At 71.0% G+C, this 17212-nt stretch carries 16 protein-coding genes; 10 read left to right on the plus strand and 6 right to left on the minus strand.

What is annotated here, in order from left to right:
- Positions 1 to 4 precede the first annotated feature (4 nt).
- From ACFXI4_RS00380 to galU, 4 genes are all read right to left on the minus strand, one after another.
- Positions 5 to 541: a molybdenum cofactor biosynthesis protein B gene (locus ACFXI4_RS00380; RefSeq protein ID WP_384986796.1), complete on the minus strand. Its 537-nt coding sequence runs from the start codon at positions 539 to 541 to the stop codon at positions 5 to 7.
- Complete coding sequence (moaC, locus tag ACFXI4_RS00385) at positions 538 to 1050, minus strand: cyclic pyranopterin monophosphate synthase MoaC (protein WP_362726442.1); 513 nt, start codon at positions 1048 to 1050, stop codon at positions 538 to 540. Before moaC ends, ACFXI4_RS00380 begins: the two co-directional genes overlap by 4 nt.
- A 125-nt stretch (positions 1051 to 1175) precedes the next feature.
- A complete protein-coding gene (gene glp / locus ACFXI4_RS00390; protein WP_384986798.1) occupies positions 1176 to 2498 on the minus strand; it encodes a gephyrin-like molybdotransferase Glp in 1323 nt (440 codons plus the stop codon).
- Positions 2495 to 3430 (minus strand): UTP--glucose-1-phosphate uridylyltransferase GalU, encoded by a 936-nt coding sequence (gene galU / locus ACFXI4_RS00395; RefSeq protein ID WP_362726437.1) that lies wholly within the window; start codon positions 3428 to 3430, stop codon positions 2495 to 2497. Before galU ends, glp begins: the two co-directional genes overlap by 4 nt.
- Positions 3431 to 3524: 94 nt before the next feature.
- On the opposite strand from galU, the gene ACFXI4_RS00400 reads away from it, so the two are divergent.
- Entirely contained in the window at positions 3525 to 4145 is a 621-nt protein-coding gene (locus tag ACFXI4_RS00400; protein ID WP_384986800.1) for a 5-formyltetrahydrofolate cyclo-ligase, read from the plus strand.
- Positions 4146 to 4218: 73 nt separating this feature from the next.
- Here the strand turns inward: ACFXI4_RS00400 and ACFXI4_RS00405 are convergent, their stop codons facing one another.
- The gene (locus ACFXI4_RS00405; protein ID WP_384986802.1) at positions 4219 to 6978 is read right to left on the minus strand and encodes a penicillin acylase family protein; all 2760 of its coding nucleotides are present in this window, start codon (positions 6976 to 6978) and stop codon (positions 4219 to 4221) included.
- A 203-nt stretch (positions 6979 to 7181) separates the two neighbouring features.
- Here ACFXI4_RS00405 and ACFXI4_RS00410 point away from each other — a divergent pair, with 203 nt between their 5' ends.
- The 6 genes from ACFXI4_RS00410 (at position 7182) to mscL (ending at position 13109) form a co-directional block, all read left to right on the plus strand.
- Positions 7182 to 8759, plus strand: coding sequence for a potassium/proton antiporter (locus tag ACFXI4_RS00410; protein WP_384987401.1), 1578 nt, complete (start codon positions 7182 to 7184; stop codon positions 8757 to 8759).
- Positions 8760 to 9035: 276 nt separating this feature from the next.
- Positions 9036 to 10328 carry an MFS transporter gene (locus ACFXI4_RS00415; protein WP_384986804.1) on the plus strand — a complete coding sequence of 431 codons (1293 nt, stop codon included), beginning with the start codon at positions 9036 to 9038 and terminating at the stop codon, positions 10326 to 10328.
- A gap of 67 nt (positions 10329 to 10395) precedes the next feature.
- The gene (locus tag ACFXI4_RS00420) at positions 10396 to 10728 is read left to right on the plus strand and encodes an FmdB family zinc ribbon protein (RefSeq protein ID WP_362716247.1); all 333 of its coding nucleotides are present in this window, start codon (positions 10396 to 10398) and stop codon (positions 10726 to 10728) included.
- A 112-nt stretch (positions 10729 to 10840) separates the two neighbouring features.
- Positions 10841 to 11674, plus strand: coding sequence for an S-methyl-5'-thioadenosine phosphorylase (locus ACFXI4_RS00425; protein WP_384986806.1), 834 nt, complete (start codon positions 10841 to 10843; stop codon positions 11672 to 11674).
- Between the two features lie 277 nt (positions 11675 to 11951).
- Positions 11952 to 12419 (plus strand): hypothetical protein, encoded by a 468-nt coding sequence (locus ACFXI4_RS00430; protein ID WP_384986808.1) that lies wholly within the window; start codon positions 11952 to 11954, stop codon positions 12417 to 12419.
- A 138-nt stretch (positions 12420 to 12557) separates the two neighbouring features.
- Positions 12558 to 13109, plus strand: a complete 552-nt coding sequence (gene mscL, locus ACFXI4_RS00435; protein ID WP_384986810.1) for a large conductance mechanosensitive channel protein MscL — start codon at positions 12558 to 12560, stop codon at positions 13107 to 13109.
- A 19-nt stretch (positions 13110 to 13128) separates the two neighbouring features.
- On the opposite strand, the gene ACFXI4_RS00440 is transcribed toward mscL, so the two are convergent.
- The gene (locus ACFXI4_RS00440; protein WP_384986812.1) at positions 13129 to 13308 is read right to left on the minus strand and encodes a hypothetical protein; all 180 of its coding nucleotides are present in this window, start codon (positions 13306 to 13308) and stop codon (positions 13129 to 13131) included.
- 110 nt (positions 13309 to 13418) lie between these two features.
- On the opposite strand from ACFXI4_RS00440, the gene ACFXI4_RS00445 reads away from it, so the two are divergent.
- The 3 genes from ACFXI4_RS00445 (at position 13419) to ACFXI4_RS00455 (ending at position 17111) form a co-directional block, all read left to right on the plus strand.
- A complete protein-coding gene (locus ACFXI4_RS00445; RefSeq protein WP_384986814.1) occupies positions 13419 to 14657 on the plus strand; it encodes a low temperature requirement protein A in 1239 nt (412 codons plus the stop codon).
- Positions 14658 to 14696: 39 nt separating this feature from the next.
- The gene (locus tag ACFXI4_RS00450) at positions 14697 to 15719 is read left to right on the plus strand and encodes a P1 family peptidase (protein ID WP_384986816.1); all 1023 of its coding nucleotides are present in this window, start codon (positions 14697 to 14699) and stop codon (positions 15717 to 15719) included.
- Positions 15720 to 15887: 168 nt separating this feature from the next.
- Positions 15888 to 17111 (plus strand): Ig-like domain-containing protein, encoded by a 1224-nt coding sequence (locus ACFXI4_RS00455; RefSeq protein ID WP_384986818.1) that lies wholly within the window; start codon positions 15888 to 15890, stop codon positions 17109 to 17111.
- Positions 17112 to 17212 lie beyond the last annotated feature (101 nt).

Here is a 17212-nt window from a genome sequence, read left to right on the forward strand (position 1 = left end):
CTGTTCAGCTCGCACCCCCGGTGCTGGGTCTGGGGTGGTCGCCGCCCCGGATCTGGTCGACGGCGTGCGCCAGCAGCGGTTCCAGGACGGCCAGGCCGTCCCGTACCCCGCCGGTGGACCCCGGCAGGTTGACGATCAGCGTCCGGCCCGCCACCCCGGCCAGACCACGGGAGAGCGCGGCGGTGGGCACCTTCTCCCGTCCGAACGCGCGAACGGCCTCCGCGATGCCCGGCACCTCGTAGTCGAGCACCGCGCGGGTCGCCTCGGGGGTGCGGTCGGTGGGCGAGACGCCGGTGCCTCCGGTGGTGACGACGACGTCGTACCCGGCCTCGACGGCCGCGCGCAGGGCGGCCGCGACGGGATCCCCGTCGGACACCACCCGCGGCCCGTCCACGGCGAATCCGAAGCCCTCCAGGCCCGCCGCGACCAGCGGTCCACCCCTGTCCTCGTAGACACCGGCGGCGGCACGGTTGGAGGCGGTCACCACCAGCGCGCGGTACGGCGTGCGCGGCGCGCCACCGGCGGGCGGCCCGGCGTTCACACCCGGCTCCAGTCGCCCGACTTGCCGCCCGTCTTCTCCTCCACGCGTACGTCCGTGATGACCGCTCCCTTGTCGACCGCCTTGACCATGTCGATCACCGTGAGGGCGGCGACGGAGACCGCGGTGAGGGCCTCCATCTCGACGCCCGTACGGTCCGTCGTCTTCACGGTGGCCCGGATCTCCACGGCGTCCTCCGTGACCGACAGATCCAGTTTCACACCGGAGACCGACAACGGGTGGCACAGCGGGATCAGGTCCGGGGTGCGTTTGGCGCCCATGATGCCCGCGATCCGCGCGGTGGCGAGCGCGTCGCCCTTGGGGACGCCCTCGCCGCGCAGAAGGTCGATCACCCGGGGCGAGACGAGGACACGTCCGCTCGCACGGGCGGTGCGCGCGGTCACGTCCTTGCCGGACACGTCGACCATGCGGGCGGCGCCGGCGTCGTCGATGTGCGTCAGGCGGTCTGGCTCAGGGCGTCCGGGGGTCTCCCCCCGGGAAGGCTCAGTCATGCTGTGTGGCGCTCCCGGTCCGGGCCCGTCGCGGTGCGGCGCTCGGGCCTGCTGTGCGCGACACGGTACCGCCAAGCCGGCGCGGACGACCGGGCAGGACCGCCCGGCGGACGGGTGCACGTGGGTCAGCCGAGCAGGACGACCTCGACCTCGCTGCCGGGTTCGACGGACTCCACGTCCTCGGGTACGACGATCAGCGCGTCGGCGTGCGCCAGGGCGGCGACCAGATGCGAGCCGGCGCCGCCCACCGCGGTCACCTCGCCGTCGGCGTACGCCCCGCGCAGGAACTGCCTGCGCCCCTTGGGCGAGCCGAGCGCCCGGTCCCCCTTGAGGGTGGCCCTGGCACGGGGACGGTGCACGTCCGGAAGGCCCATCAGGGTGCGGATGGCGGGGCGGACGAACAGCTCGAAGGAGACGTACGACGAGACGGGGTTGCCGGGCAGGGCCAGCAGGGGTGTGTGGTCGGGGCCGATGGAGCCGAAGCCCTGGGGCTTGCCGGGCTGCATGGCGAGCTTGCGGAAGTCGATCCCGCCGCCCGCCTCGTCCTCGTCGCCGACGTGCGCCAGCGCCTCCTTGACGACGTCGTACGCCCCGACGCTCACGCCGCCGGTGGTGACCATCAGGTCGGCGCGGACCAGCTGGTCCTCGATGGTGGCGCGCAGGGTGTCGGCGTCGTCGACGACCGCACCCACCCGGTAGGCGATGGCGCCCGCGTCCCGGGCCGCGGCGGTGAGGGCGAAGCTGTTGGAGTCGTAGATCTGGCCGCTGCCGAGTTCCTCGTCGGGCTGGACGAGTTCGCTGCCGGTGGAGACGACGACCACCCGCGGGCGCGGGCGCACACGTGCCGTGCCGCGGCCGATCGCGGCGAGCAGGGCGATCTGCGGCGGGCCGAGGACGGTGCCGGCCGCCAGGGCGAGGTCGCCGGCCTTCACGTCGCTGCCCCGCGCGCGTACGTGGGCGCGGGCCTCGGCCGGCCGGTGCACGCGCACATGACCCGCGGCACCCTCGGGCGCGTGGCTGCGCGCCCGCATCCCGGCGACCGGGCCTTCGCCGAGTCCGCCGTCGGTCCACTCCACGGGGACGACGGCCTCGGCGCCGGGCGGCAGGGGGGCGCCGGTCATGATGCGGGCCGCCTGGCCGGGGCCCACGGGCGTCAGCTCGGCCGCGCCCGCCGCGACGTCCCCGACGACCTCCAGGACGGCCGGGAACTCCTCGCTCGCGCCCGCCACGTCCGCGACCCGTACCGCGTACCCGTCCATCGAGCTGTTGTCGAAGGGCGGCAGCGACAGCGGCACCATGACGTCGTCGACCAGGACACACCCCTGGGCATCGAGAAGTTGCAGCTCGATGGGTTCCAGGGGGCGGACGGTGGTGAGGACGTCCTCCAGGTGCTCGTCCACCGACCACAGGTGGTCCGGGCCGGCGGGACGGATCGCGGCGCTGCTCAACTCTGCTGCATCTCCTCGGCTACGTAACTGCGAAGCCAGGTCCGGAAGTCCGGGCCCAGGTCTTCACGTTCGCACGCGAGCCTGACAATGGCACGCAGGTAGTCACCGCGGTCGCCGGTGTCATAGCGGCGGCCCTTGAAGACGACACCGTGCACGGGGCCGCCGACCCTCTCCTCCGCGGTGGCCGCCGACGAGTACGTCTGGGCGAGCTTCTGGAGGGCGTCGGTGAGCTGGATCTCACCGCCGCGGCCCGGCTCCGTGCGCCGCAGTATGTCGAAGACGTGCGGGTCGAGCACGTAGCGGCCGATGATCGCGTAGCTCGACGGGGCGTCCGCCGCGTCCGGCTTCTCCACCAGGCCGGTCACCCTGACGACGTCGCCGTCGACGGTGGTCTCCACCGCGGCGCAGCCGTAGAGATGGATCTGCTCGGGATCGACCTCCATGAGCGCGATCACGCTGCCGCCGTACTGCTCCTGGACCTCGATCATGCGCTGGAGCAGCGGGTCGCGCGGGTCGATCAGGTCGTCGCCGAGCAGGACGGCGAAGGGCTCGTGGCCCACGTGCGGGGCCGCGCAGAGCACGGCGTGGCCGAGGCCCTTGGGGTCACCCTGGCGCACGTAGTGCATCGTGGCCAGGTCGCTGGACTCCTGGACCCTGGCGAGCCGGCCGGCGTCGCCCTTCTTCTGGAGCGCCGATTCCAGCTCGTAGTTGCGGTCGAAGTGGTCTTCCAGGGGACGCTTGTTGCGTCCGGTGATCATGAGGACGTCGTCGAGCCCCGCCGACACGGCCTCCTCGACCACGTACTGGATCGCCGGCTTGTCGACGACCGGCAGCATCTCCTTGGGAGTGGCCTTGGTGGCCGGCAGGAACCGGGTGCCGAGGCCTGCCGCGGGAATGACAGCCTTGCTGATCCTGGGGTGTGACTGAGTCATGTCCGCAACCTTATCCGGTGCCTTTGCGAAGAATCCGAGGCTCCGGTTAATTGGCACTCATATGACCACATTAGAGAGGATGCGGGGATGACCTGTGCAGCACGGTGAACCCGGGGGCGACACTGACAAGCGAACGTTGCGGCGAGAATTCCTGGGGGTGAGGAAAAGGTTGACGACGGATGTCGTCAGGGAGTCCGCGGAGGCGCTGGCCGAGCACGCTCTGGAACTTCCCGAGCTGGCGCGTGCACGCACGGTGGCGGCGTACGTCTCCGTCGGGAGCGAGCCCGGCACCCTCACGCTGCTCGACGCGCTGCTCACGCGGGGGGTACGTGTCCTGCTCCCGGCGCTCCTGCCGGACAACGATCTGAGCTGGGGCGCGTACGCCGGGGAGGGCTCCCTCGCGCGGGTCCAACACGGCGGGCGGATGGCACTGTTCGAGCCCTCGGGTGAACTCCTCGGCCCGGACGCCGTGCTCCACGCCGACGTCGTCCTGCTGCCGGGCCTCGCGGTCGACGCGCGCGGGATGCGGCTGGGACGCGGCGGAGGGTCCTACGACCGCGTGCTGGCGCGTCTGGAGCGTGCCGGGGCGCACCCGGCACTCGTGGTGCTGCTGTACGACACGGAGGTCGTCGAGCGCGTGCCCGCGGAGGCGCACGACCGTCCGGTGCAGGCGGTGGTGACGCCTTCGGGCGCGCGCCGGTTCACGGACTCCTGAGGGAGCCGTCGCGCGAACGCGGCCCTCCACGCGCGCGCGGAGGGCCGCGTTCACCGGTGTGCGGTCGGGCGCCTCAGGGCTTGAGGACGAGCGTGTCACCGGTGCTCTTGTCGACCGCCTTGTCCGAGAACGACCACGGGAGCAGCTCGCCGTCCGCCCACTTGCCCGTCTGGTCGGTGTAGTGGGCGCTGAAGGCGTGGCCCGAGGCTCCGGTGAGGTTGATCCACTTGGATTTGTCGAGGTCGTCGAGGTTGACGACCATCCGCATGGACGGCACCCAGACGACGCCGTAGCCGCCGGCCGCGTTCCACCCGGTCGCGTCGACCGTGGCCTCGCCGCCGCTGAGCTTCCAGGGGCCGCGGTTGAGGACGTACTGGACGATGGCCGGGCCCTCGGTGCCCAGGGTCTGGTTCTTCAGGAACAGCCGGTGCAGCCGGCCCCAGCTCCAGGTGTCGATGTCCTTGCCGAGCTTGGCGGTCAGCTCCCAGCGGGCGTCGACCATGGCGCGCTCGAACAGCTCGTCCATGTTGTTCGCCTTGTTGCGGTCACCCGCACCGGCCGGCGTCTTCCACCAGTCGCTGTCCGGCTTGTCCATGAGGTTGCGGACCACCTCGAACCAGCGGTCGCCGCCGTCCGGCTGGGCCTGGTCGGCCGCGCGCTCGCCGCATTCGCGGACCTTGGAGTCGTCGTCCACCGGGCCGGTGTTGTCGACCCTGTCGACCCACAGGCACTGACCCTTGACCCGCAGTTCCTTCGGCAGTTTGTTGCCGAAGGCGAGCTTGAGGATGTTGCGCCAGACCGAGTTGAAGTAGGCGGCGGCCGCGGAGTCGGCGTCCTGGGTGTAGTCCCAGCCCTCGAGGAGTTTCTGCGCCTCGCGGACGTCCTTGTCGTCGAGGTTGATCTTCAGCAGCTTGGGCACCAGCAGCTTGGCGATCTCACTGCTGTTGTCCACCTGCATCTGGCGCATGTCGTCGGTGGAGATCTTCCCGCCGTCCTTGATCTTCGACTCGATCAGGTCGGTGATGCGCTGGCTGCGGGTTCCGTAGCCCCAGTCCGTCGTGAGCGTGTAGGGGTACTTGTCGTCGACCACCGCCTGGTTGGCGGTGACGATGTAGCCGCGCTTCGGGTTGTACTCGTAGGGCAGTTCGTCCTGCTTGATGAAGCCGGTCCACTTGTACTTCGAGTCCCATCCCGGCGCCGGGACGGACCCGTCGTGTCCCGACGCGCGCGTGGGGATCTTGCCGGGCAGCGTGTAGCCGATGTTGTTCTTGGTGTCGGCGTAGATCAGGTTCTGCGAGGGCACGTCGAACTGCGCGGCCGCGTCGCGGAAGCTGCTCCAGTCGGACGCCTTGTCGAGCGCGAAGACGGCATCCATGGTGGTGCCCGGCTGGAGGGCGGTCCACTTCAGGGCGACGCCGTACCCGTCACCCCGGTCGGGTGCGGCGGTGTCGACGGAGGCCTTCTTGCCGACCTGGACGAGTTCGTCGTTGCGGTCGGACAGCAGCGGCATCCCGTCGGCGGTCTGGCGTACGACGATCTTCTTCGAGCTGCCGCCGGCGACCTTGATGATCTCCTCGCGCGAGGTGAACGGCTTGGTCTTGCCGTCGTACAGGTAGCCGTCGCCGGAGAGCTTCTCGAGGTAGAGGTCGGTGACGTCGACACCGGAGTTGGTCATGCCCCAGGCCATGTCGGCGTTGTGGCCGATGATCACACCGGGCATACCGGCGAAGGTGTAGCCGGTGACGTCGTACTGGCACTTGCTGGAGACCGTCGTGCAGTGCAGGCCCATCTGGTACCAGACGGACGGCAGCGAGGCCGAGAGGTGCGGGTCGTTGGCGAGCAGCGGCTTGCCGGTGATGGTGTACTTGCCTCCGACGACCCAGGAGTTGGAGCCGATGCCCTGGCCGTTCACGCCGACGGCGGTGGGGACGTCGTCCAGGACGTCGTAGAGGCCCGCCAGCTGGCTTGTCAGCGCCGAACCGCCTGCCGACGAGGTGGAGGAGCCGCTCGTGCCCGTCGAGGTCCCGGAGCCGTCCGTGGAGCCGCTCTGCTGGAACGTCTTGGTGAGCTCGTCGTACTGGCCCTCCTGGACGATCGTCTTGTTGCGGCCGTACGGGTAGTCCGGGTAGAGGTCCTTGATCTGCTGCGGGCCGAGGCGGCTGGTCATCAGGGCCCGGTCGATCTCGTCGTCCATGTTGCCGCGCAGGTCCCAGGCCATCGCCTTGAGCCAGGAGACCGAGTCGACGGGCGTCCACTGCTCGGGCCTGTAGTCGTTGACGAACCCGAGGGCGGCGTACTCCAGGGAGATGTCCTTGCCGTCCTTGCCCTGGAGGTAGGCGTTGACTCCCTTGGAGTAGGCCTGGAGGTAATTCTTCGTCGAGGCCGACAGCTTGGTGTCGTACTCCTCCTTGGCGACCCGGTCCCAGCCCAGGGTGCGCAGGAACTCGTCGTCCTTCACCTGGCCCTTGCCGAACATCTCGGACAGGCGCCCGGACGTCATGTGGCGGCGCACGTCCATCTCGTAGAACCGGTCCTGCGCCTGGACGTAGCCCTGCGCCATGAACAGGTCGGCGTCGGAGGAGGCGTAGATCTGCGGGATCCCGTACCCGTCCCGCTTCACGGTCACGGGTCCGGACAGGCCCTTGAGCGTGAGCGAACCCTTGGTCTGCGGGAAGGACGCGCGGACCGTGCTGATCGACCAGTACGACCCGTAGGCGATGCCCCCGACGATGGCGAGCACGAGCACCAGAACGAGCAGGCGGGCTCGGCGCCCCTTCTTCCTGCCGGACTTGCCAGGCTTGTCACCCGATGAGGCGGTGGTGTTGGGGGGCATCGCTGTCCTTGCTGTCCTAACGCGAGCGGCAGGCGGTCCTGGAGTGCTGGAGCAACCATAGGCGCAGGGCCTGAGGCGCCTTGACGCGGAGTCGGGTACCGGCGGGCACGGGCGTTCGATCTTCCCTCGCGGAACGTCAAGAAAGCGTCAAGAGTTAGGTAAGGTAACGAAGTACCTGGGTGTGGGGTACCGCAGCCTGGGCCCTGTGTACGTGCGCTTCGCGTCTCCCGCGCGCGAGCCGAGGAAGGGAATCGCCACTGACTGTCGAGCACCTCAACCAGCTCCTGCTCGTCTGCTCCCTGGTCCTGCTGGTCGCCGTCGCGGCGGTCCGGATCTCCTCCCGCAGCGGGCTCCCCAGCCTGCTCGTGTACCTGGGGATCGGCGTCCTCATGGGCCAGGACGGCATCGCCCACATCCGTTTCGACAGCGCCGAACTGACCCAGGTCATCGGGTACGCGGCCCTGGTCGTGATCCTGGCCGAGGGCGGACTCGGCACGAAGTGGAAGGCGGTGCAACCGGTCCTGGCGTCCGCGGCCGTGCTGGCCCTGGTCGGCGTCGGGGTGAGCGTCGGGGTCACCGCCGCGGGCGCCCACTATCTGGTCGGGCTGGAGTGGCGGCAGGCGCTCATCATCGGAGCGGTGGTGTCCTCGACGGACGCGGCGGCGGTCTTCTCCGTGCTCCGGCGCATTCCCCTGCCCGCGCGCGTGACGGGCACGCTGGAGGCCGAGTCCGGCTTCAACGACGCCCCGGTCGTCATCCTGGTCGTCGCCTTCTCCACCGCGGGCCCGGTCGCGCACTGGTACGTCCTGCTGGGCGAGATAGCTCTGGAACTGGCCATCGGCGCGGCCATGGGTCTCGCGGTGGGCTGGCTCGGCTCCTGGGGCCTGCGGCACGTCGCGCTGCCGGCCTCCGGCCTCTACCCGATCGCCGTGATGGCCATCGCGGTCACGGCGTACGCGGCCGGGGCGCTGGCCCACGGCAGCGGCTTCCTCGCGGTCTACCTCGCCTCCATGGTGCTCGGCAACGCGCGGCTGCCGCACTGGCCCGCCACCCGCGGCTTCGCCGAGGGACTCGGCTGGATCGCCCAGATCGGCATGTTCGTGCTGCTCGGCCTGCTGGTCACGCCGCACGAACTCGGTGACGACGTCTGGCCGGCCCTGATCATCGGACTCGCGCTCACCATGGTGGCGCGGCCCCTGAGCGTGATCGTCAGCCTCGCGCCGTTCCGCGTGCCCTGGGGGGAGCAGACCCTGATGTCCTGGGCCGGCCTGCGCGGCGCCGTCCCCATCATCCTGGCGACGATCCCCATGGTGAACGGCGTCGACACCAGCCATCGGATCTTCAACATCGTCTTCGTCCTGGTCGTCGTCTACACCCTCGTCCAGGGGCCGACGCTGCCCTGGCTGGCCCGCAAGCTGCGGCTCGGCGACGGCCAGGAGGCGGCCGACCTCGGCATCGAGTCCGCGCCCCTGGAACGGCTGCGCGGACACCTGCTGTCCGTCTCGATCCCGGAGGGCTCGCGGATGCAGGGCGTCGAGGTCAACGAGCTGCGGCTGCCCGCGGGGGCGGCCGTCACCCTGGTCGTCCGCGAGGGGAAATCGTTCGTCCCGCTGCCCACGACGGCGCTGCGGCGCGGGGACGAACTCCTGGTGGTCACCACCGATCCGGTACGGGACGCCGCGGAACGCCGGCTGCGCGCCGTCGGGCAGGGCGGCAAGCTGGCGAGCTGGCTGGGCACGAACGGGACGACGGGCGCGGGCACGGGTGCCGGCACGCGTTAAGGACGTGTTTCGGGCGGTTCACACCTCGACCAATCCCAGGTGAAGGACCCCCTGGGGTGCCCGCTTTCACAGGTGCACGCGGTGCTGTGACCTGTACGATGAATGCACCTGATCGAACCAACTCTGCCTGACGCAGAGCTGGCGCGACCGTATGGCGGCCGGATCGCTCCTCGCAGTGGACACCGGTATCTACCGCAGTTCCGCGCAAGAGGACAGCTCTCGGCGCCGCCCCCGTCCGAAGGGGCCGCGCTACCAGGCGGCAGAAAGGCACGGGCCGTGGAATCCACGGTCACCACCGAGCCGTCGGAGGTCTCGGCGACGCCACCGCGCCCCGGCTACGGACAGCTGCTGCGCACCCGCGGCGCCTGGACGTTCCTGCTCCCCGGTTTCGCCGCGCGCCAGCCGTTCGCGATGCTCACCATCTCGATCGTGCTCCTCGTGCAGCACACCACCGGGTCCTACGGCGCCGCGGGTGCCGCCGCAGCGGTCACCGGTGTCTCCATGGCGCTGTTCGCGCCCTGCGGCGGCCGCCTCGCCGACCGCTACGGTCAGCGCGCGGTGCTGATCCCCGGTGTGCTGGTCCACACGGTGTCGGGCCTCGCCCTGACGGCGCTCGCGCTGGCGCACGCACCCCTGTGGGCGCTGTTCGCGGCGGCCGTGCCGACCGGTGCCTCGGTGCCGCAGGTCGGCCCCATGGTGCGCGCCCGCTGGGGCGTGAAGCTCCAGGACTCGCCCCTCATGGCGACCGCCGCCGCCTTCGAGTCCGTCACGGACGAGCTCACCTTCGTCCTCGGCCCGCTGCTCGCGACCGCCCTGTGCACCGCCGTGACCCCGTCCGCCGGCCTGGTCACGGAGGCCGCGCTGACCCTGGTCGGGGGTCTCCTCTTCGCCGCGCAGAACAGCACCCAGCCGCGGGTGACCGACACCGGCCACGCGCGCGTGCGGCACGTCTCCGCGCTCCGCGTCCCCGGCGTGCGGGTGCTGGTCGTCGCCTTCCTCGGCATCGGATCGGTCTTCGGCGGCATGCAGGTCTCGCTCGCCGCGTTCACCGAGTCGATCGGTGAGCCCGGCCTGAACGGCGTCCTGTACGGCACCTTCGCCGCGGGCAACATGATCTCGGGCGTCGTCTGCGGCGCGATCGCCTGGAAGGCCGCCCCGCACCGGCGCCTGGTCGTCGGTTACGCGGCGCTCGCGCTGACCGCGTCCGCGCTGTGGACGTCCCACTCCGTGCTGCTCCTGGCCGGCCTCGGTCTGCTGGTCGGCATGTGCATCGCGCCCGCGCTGATCACCGGCTACACACTGGTCGAGGGCCTGGTCCCGGCGGGTGCCCGCACGGAGGCGTTCACCTGGCTGACCGGCGCGGTCGCGCTCGGCCAGGCGGCCGCGGTCACCGTCGCCGGACAGCTGGAGGACCGCCTGTGGGGCGGCGCCGGATTCCTGGTGCCGATGGCGGGCACCGCGCTCGCCCTGGTCACCCTTGTGGCGCTGCGCTCGCGACTCGTCACCCGGTCCCGGAACCGTACGGTCGCACGTGGCGTCGGTCACCGCGTACCGGTGACGGTGGACTGATCCTCGGGAATACGTCACTATGGACCGTCGTTAGCACTCATCGAGTGAGAGTGCCAGGAGGAAGACAGTGCCGACCTACCAGTACCAGTGCACCGAGTGCGGCGAGGGCCTCGAGGCGGTGCAGAAGTTCACCGATGACGCCCTGACCGAGTGCCCCAACTGCGGTGGCCGCCTGAAGAAGGTGTTCTCCGCCGTCGGCATTGTCTTCAAGGGCTCGGGTTTCTACCGCAACGACAGCCGCGGCTCCTCGTCGAGCAGCAGCCCCGCGTCGAAGCCGTCGGGCTCCGGCTCGTCGAGCACGTCGTCCGACTCGAAGCCGTCGTCCTCGACGTCCTCGTCGGGTACGTCCTCCTCGGGCTCGGCGGCCTCCTCTGGCTCCACCAGCAGCTCCGCCGCCTGAGGCACCTCCCCTCGGACTCCGCTCGGACCCCGCTGTCGTGCGACGGCGGGGTCCGAGGCGTTCCCGGGGACCCGATCCTGGGGCGCTGTCGCGGCCAGCTACTGTGCTGAGCATGGTGAACGCAGAGATCGGCGTAATCGGTGGCTCCGGCTTCTACTCCTTCCTCGACGACGTGACCGAGGTGCAGGTCGACACGCCCTACGGGCCGCCCAGCGACTCCCTCTTCCTCGGCGAGATCGCCGGCCGCCGGGTCGCCTTCCTGCCCCGCCACGGACGCGGCCACCATCTGCCGCCGCACCGGATCAACTACCGGGCCAACCTCTGGGCCCTGCGCTCCGTCGGCGTGCGCCAGGTGCTCGGCCCGTGCGCGGTGGGCGGTCTGCGCCCCGAGTACGGTCCGGGCACGCTCCTCGTGCCCGACCAGCTGGTGGACCGTACGAAGTCCCGTGCGCAGTCGTACTTCGACGGGCTGCCGCTGCCCGACGGCACCGTGCCCAACGTGGTGCACGTGTCCCTGGCCGACCCGTACTGCCCCACCGGGCGGGCCGCGGCCCTCAAGGCGGCGCACGGCCGGGAGTGGGAGCCGGTGGACGGGGGCACGCTGGTCGTCGTCGAGGGACCGCGCTTCTCGACCCGCGCGGAGTCGCTGTGGCACCAGGCGCAGGGGTGGTCCGTGGTGGGCATGACCGGCCATCCGGAGGCGGCGCTCGCCCGTGAACTGGAGCTCTGCTACGCGTCGTTGACGCTGGTCACCGATCTCGACGCGGGCGCCGAGAGCGGTGAGGGCGTCTCGCACGACGAGGTGCTGCGGGTCTTCGAGGCGAACGTGGACCGGCTGCGGGGCGTGCTGTTCGACGCGGTGGCGGCGCTGCCGGAGAACGCGGCCCGGGACTGCCTGTGCACGAACGCGCTCGGCGGCATGGACCCGGGGTTCCCGCTGCCGTAACACCGGCGGAACGTCCCGTTCGGGTGGCGGAGTTGTCCACAACCCGTGGATGGTCCACCGGCTCCGACGCGTTTCGGCGCGAGGCCTCATCGTGGCCTTGCAAGCCGATTCCCCGTCGCAGGTGGTGATCCACATGTCCGTTCCCCCGCCCTCCTCCCCCTCGTTCCCCTCAGCCCCCGCATTCCCCTCACTCCCCGCATTCCCCCCGCCTCTCCGGGTCCCGCGTCCGCTGGGCACGGACGCTCCCGCCACCTGCGAGGTCCCGCACTTCGACCCGGTGCGCGTACGCGGCGCGGGCCACCGGCTGGGGCACCTGCTCCGGCATCGCGGGCGGGCCGTCGCGGCCGGCCTCGCGGTCACGGCGGCGGCGCTCGTCGCGGCCGGTCCCCGCGCCGCCACGGATCCGCCGCGCGCCGAGCGGCCCCGGAAGCATCCGGTCACCCGGCCGGCACGGCCGCATGCCCCGCCCATGGACATGGTGTCGGCGCCGGTGCGGATCGCCGACGCCGCCACGGTCCGTCTGCTGCGCCCGGGCGACCGGGTGGACGTCGTGGCCGCCGGGGACCCCGCGACGGGCGGTCAGGCCCGGGTGATCGTCCGCGGGGTCCGTGTGACGGAGCTGCCGGAGCCGGTGGAGGGGACCTCGCAGAGCGGGGCACTGGTCGTGCTCTCGGTTCCGCACGCCGCCGCGGCACGGCTGGTCGGCGCGAGCGCCACGGCCCGGCTGGCGGTGACCTTGTGCTGAACGACCTGGGGAGATTTCCTGGCCGAATTCCGTCAAGTCTCCCGTTCCGGCTACCCGGTTGGGCACGATGGCCGCATGGTGACGTAGGTTGCGGAGCGTTTTGCTCCACACCCCGTACATGCGAGGAGAGTCCCCGAGGTGAGCGAGAAGAAGGAACCTGGCATCTGGCAAGGCTTCAAGTCCTTCCTGATGCGCGGGAACGTCGTCGATCTGGCAGTCGCGGTGGTCATCGGCGCCGCCTTCACGAACATCGTCAACTCGGTGGTGAAGGGGCTCATCAACCCACTGGTCGGCGCGATCGGCACGAAGAACCTCGACAGCTACAGCACGTGTCTGAAGGACCCGTGCGCGCTGAACGCGGACGGCAGCGTGAAGAGCGGCGTCCAGATCATGTGGGGCTCCGTCCTGGGAGCCACGCTGAGCTTCGTGATCACCGCTGCGGTCGTGTACTTCCTGATGGTCCTGCCGATGGCGAAGTACCTGTCCCGGGTGGAGGCCCGCAGGAGGGCGAGGGAGGGCACGCACGAGGTCGTCGAGGTGACCGAGCTGGAGGTGCTGAAGGAGATACGCGACGCCCTGGTCGCGCAGCGCGGGAACGGACAGAACCGGACCGGGCAGAACTGGACCGGGCAGGGCGGGACGGGGCAGCACGGCACCGGACAGGGCGCGCCCGGGCAGGGCTGGCGTTAGCGACGCCGCCGCAGACGGTTCAGAGGTGGTGGGGGGGCTTCTCGTCGAGGAAGCGCTTGAGGTCGGCCGCGGAGTCCCCCGCCGGCCGCTCACCCCAGCCGCTGTCCGTGTCGTCCGAGGACTGCCGGTCCAGCGGATCGTCGAAGATCAGCGCGGCCTTCGGGTCGCGCGGCTCGGGCTCAGGGGCGGCGGTACTCATGGCTCAAGGGTACGGCTGCGGGCCCGCACCCCTCGGTGCCGCCTCTCCTCCCAGCCCGCTCGTGATCACGTCCACAAGCTTTTGGTGGCCGTTTCTGCTGTGCTGGACACATGATGTCGAGTTCCGCTCCGGCGCCCGCCGCGCAGGGCGCCCCCCAGCACCTGCGGCCACTGCGCCGGCTCACCGCGCGCGGTCGCGAAGAGGCCCACCGCGTCGCCTCCCCGCTCGAGCTCTTCTTCGACCTGTGTTTCGTGGTCGCCATCGCGCAGGCGGGTGCGGAGCTGGTGCACGCCGTCGCGGAGGGCCATCCGGGCCAGGGCATCCTGAACTACGCGATGATCTTCTTCGCCATCTGGTGGGCCTGGATGAACTTCACCTGGTTCGCCTCGGCGTACGACAACGACGACGCGCTCTACCGGGTCGTCACCCTGATCCAGATCGCGGGCGTACTGGTACTGGCGGCCGGCATCTCGCGGGGCTTCGCGGACCACGACTACATGGGGGTCTGGCTCGGCTACGTGATCATGCGCGTGGCGATGGCCGCTCAGTGGCTGAGGGCCGCACGGTCGGCCGAGGGCCCGGAGAGAAGGATGGCGCTTCGGTACGCGGGCGGTGTGCTGCTGTGCCAGGTCGGCTGGGCGGGCCTGGTGCTGCTCCCGCAGGACGCGCGCGGCTGGGTGTACCTGGTGATGGTGATCCTCGAGATGTGCGTGCCGCTGTACGCGGAGAGGGAACACACCACCTCGTGGCATCCGCACCACATCGCCGAGCGCTTCGGGTTGTTCACGATCATCGTGCTCGGGGAGACGATCGCGGCGGCGACCGTCGCCATGAAGTCGGCCCTGGCCGAGCACGACGCGCTGGCCGGTCTGCTGCCGATCGCCGCGGGCGGTCTGCTGATCGTCTTCTCCGCGTGGTGGATCTACTTCGTGGTGCCCATCCACGGCCATCTGCGCTCCAACAGGCAGTCGTTCCTGTGGGGATACGGCCACTACCTGATCTTCGCGTCGGCGGCCTCGATCGGCGCGGGTCTGGAGGTGACAGTCGAGCAGGCGGTCGGCTCCTCTCACCTGTCGACGGTGGCGGCCTCGGCGGCCGTGACCCTGCCGACGGCGCTGTACCTGCTGACCGTGTGGGCGCTGCACGCGCGGCACTTCAAGGTCGGCATCGCCCAGCAGCTGGTACTGCCGGTGGCGGCGCTGCTGGTGATCTGCTGCACCTTCCTGGGCCACTGGGCGGTGCCGGCGGCGGGCCTGGTGTGTGCGCTGGCGGTGGCGACCGGGACGACCCTGACGGCGCGCATGGCCGGCCGGGAACGCTCGGCGAAGGCGGCCGCCGGCGCCGCCTGACCCGCCGGAAGCGGGACGGCCTGGGCCAGACTGGCCGTCATGACGGTTGACGCATTGACGGACGTGGCCGGGCTGCGAGTGGGACACGCGTCCCGCAGCGGCGGCGGCTGGCTCACCGGCACCACGGTGGTCCTCGCTCCCGAGGGCGGCGCGGTCGCCGCGGTGGACGTGCGCGGGGGCGGTCCGGGCACCAAGGAGACGGACGCGCTCGACCCGCGCAACCTGGTGCAGCGGGTGGAGGCGATCGTACTCACGGGCGGCAGCGCCTACGGGCTCGACGCGGCGTCCGGGGTGATGGCCTGGCTGGAGGAGCGCGGCCGTGGGGTGCGGGTGGGACCGGATCCCGCGCACGTCGTGCCGGTGGTGCCCGCGGCCTGCGTCTTCGATCTGGGGCGGGGCGGGGACTTCCGGGCCCGTCCCAACGCGGCCACGGGGCGCGCGGCGGTCGAGGAGGCCGCGGCGAGCGGGCCCGGCGCTCCGGTGCGGGAGGGCTGCGTGGGGGCCGGTACGGGCGCCGTGGCCGGGGCGCTGAAGGGCGGGGTGGGCAGCGCGAGCGTGGTGCTGGAGTCGGGGATCACGGTGGCCGCGCTGGTGGTGGCCAATGCGGCCGGAGCGGTGCTGGATCCCGAAACGGGCGTGCTGTACGGGGAGTTGTTCCAGGGGCGCGTGGAGTATCCCGAGGAGCGGGTGCACGAGGCCGCGCGCCGGCGGCTCGCCGAGGCCGCCGCCGGCAACGGGCTCCCGCCGCTCAACACCACCCTCGCGGTGGTAGCGACCGATGCCGACCTCTCCAGGGCGCAGGCGCAGAAGCTGGCCGGGACGGCGCACGACGGGATCGCGCGCGCCGTGCGGCCGGTGCACCTGCTGCACGACGGGGACACGGTGTTCGCGCTGGCGACGGGGGCCCTCCCGCTGGACGGCGGCCCGCTCGCGCTCAACGAGATCCTCGCGGCCGGCGCGGATCTGGTCACGCGCGCCGTCGTGCGCGCCGTGCGGGCGGCCGAGTCCGTGGCCGGGCCGGGCGGAGCGTGGCCGTCGTACGAGGAGTTGTACGGGGTGTGAGGGCGGCGGCGGGCGGCGCGCCGGACGGTCGCGCGCCCTCACCGATTGTCCCGGTTCTGTCACGTGATGGCGTTCGCGACCGCTCGGGGGAACCCGAACCCGCGCCGGCGCCCTCTCTCTCCACGCACTGGAGCGGATCACGCACATCACAAGAACCTGGAGCAGCCCGTGACAAGGCCGGACATTGCAGCGCGGCGCGCACTGGGGGCCTGTGCCGCCCTGATGGTCGGCGCCCTCACCCTGACCGCCTGCGGAGGCGACGCCAACGCCACGAGCAATGACGGCAAGGGCGGGCAGGACAGCGCCGCCAAGACGTCTGCCGCGAAGATCGCGATCTCGGCGAAGGACGGCTCGACCGGCGCGTCCGTCAACACGACCGGCGTGCGGGTCAGCGGCGGCAGGCTGACGGTCGTCAAGATGACCGTGGCGGGGTCGGGACAGGCCGTGGACGGCACCCTCTCGGCGGACGGCAGCACCTGGAAGCCGAAGGAGCAGTTGGAGCGCGGCACCAAGTACGAGATATCGGCGACCGCCAAGGACCCCAAGGGGCTCACGGCGGCGGCCAACTCGATCTTCACCACCGTCAATTCGTCCAACAGCTACATCGGGACGTACACGCCGGACAACGGGACGACGGTCGGCGTGGGGATGCCGGTGTCGTTCACCTTCGACAAGGTCATCAGCGACAGGAAGGCCGTGCAGTCGCACATCACGGTCACGTCCAGCAGCGGCCAGCAGGTGGTGGGGCACTGGTTCGGCTCGCAGCGGCTGGACTTCCGGCCGCAGGACTACTGGAAGGCCGGCTCCAAGGTCACGATGAAGATCGACCTGGACGGGGTCGAGGGCGCGAACGGCGTCTACGGGGTGCAGAAGAAGACGGTGACCTTCACCGTCGGACGAGCGCAGGTCTCCACGGTCGACGTGAACACGCAGACCATGACGGTGGTCCGGGACGGCACGACGCTCAGGTCGGTGCCGGTGTCGACGGGCAGCCCCGAGCACACGACGTACAACGGGCAGATGGTGATCTCCGAGAAGTTCACCCAGACCCGGATGAACAGCCAGACGGTGGGCCTCGGCGGGGAGTACGACATCCCGGACGTGCCGCACGCGATGCGGCTGACGCAGTCGGGGACGTTCATCCACGGCAACTACTGGTACAACAAGGGCAACCCGCCGTTCGGGCGCGAGGGCACCAGCCACGGCTGCGTGGGGCTCGCGGACGCGCAGGGCGCACAGGGCGACACGACGGCCAAGTGGTTCTACGACAACTCCCTCATCGGGGACGTCGTGGTCGTGAAGAACTCCCCCGACAAGACCGTGCAGCCGGACAACGGGCTCAACGGATGGAATCTGTCGTGGAACGAGTGGACCGCCGGAAGCGCCGTCTGACCGGCCACTTTTGACGGATCATCGGGCCGCGCGGGAACTTTTCGCGCGGCCCGGGTGTTTTCCATGCGTACGTTTTCTCGGTTCCCGGACATGATGTCCGA

It is taken from the genome of Streptomyces sp. NPDC059224 (genome assembly GCF_042754285.1).
In the GTDB taxonomy this organism is placed as follows: Bacteria; Actinomycetota; Actinomycetes; order Streptomycetales; family Streptomycetaceae; genus Streptomyces.

What these genes read in the sequence shown, in the direction of transcription:
- moaC (WP_362726442.1), bottom strand. Translation starts at nt 1,050, where the DNA reads ATGACTGAGCCTTCCCGGGGGGAGACCCCCGGACGCCCTGAGCCAGAC.
- ACFXI4_RS00440 (WP_384986812.1), bottom strand. Translation starts at nt 13,308, where the DNA reads ATGAGTACCGCCGCCCCTGAGCCCGAGCCGCGCGACCCGAAGGCCGCG.
- ACFXI4_RS00445 (WP_384986814.1), top strand. Translation starts at nt 13,419, where the DNA reads ATGATGTCGAGTTCCGCTCCGGCGCCCGCCGCGCAGGGCGCCCCCCAG.
- ACFXI4_RS00425 (WP_384986806.1), top strand. Translation starts at nt 10,841, where the DNA reads ATGGTGAACGCAGAGATCGGCGTAATCGGTGGCTCCGGCTTCTACTCC.
- ACFXI4_RS00450 (WP_384986816.1), top strand. Translation starts at nt 14,697, where the DNA reads ATGACGGTTGACGCATTGACGGACGTGGCCGGGCTGCGAGTGGGACAC.
- galU (WP_362726437.1), bottom strand. Translation starts at nt 3,430, where the DNA reads ATGACTCAGTCACACCCCAGGATCAGCAAGGCTGTCATTCCCGCGGCA.
- ACFXI4_RS00405 (WP_384986802.1), bottom strand. Translation starts at nt 6,978, where the DNA reads ATGCCCCCCAACACCACCGCCTCATCGGGTGACAAGCCTGGCAAGTCC.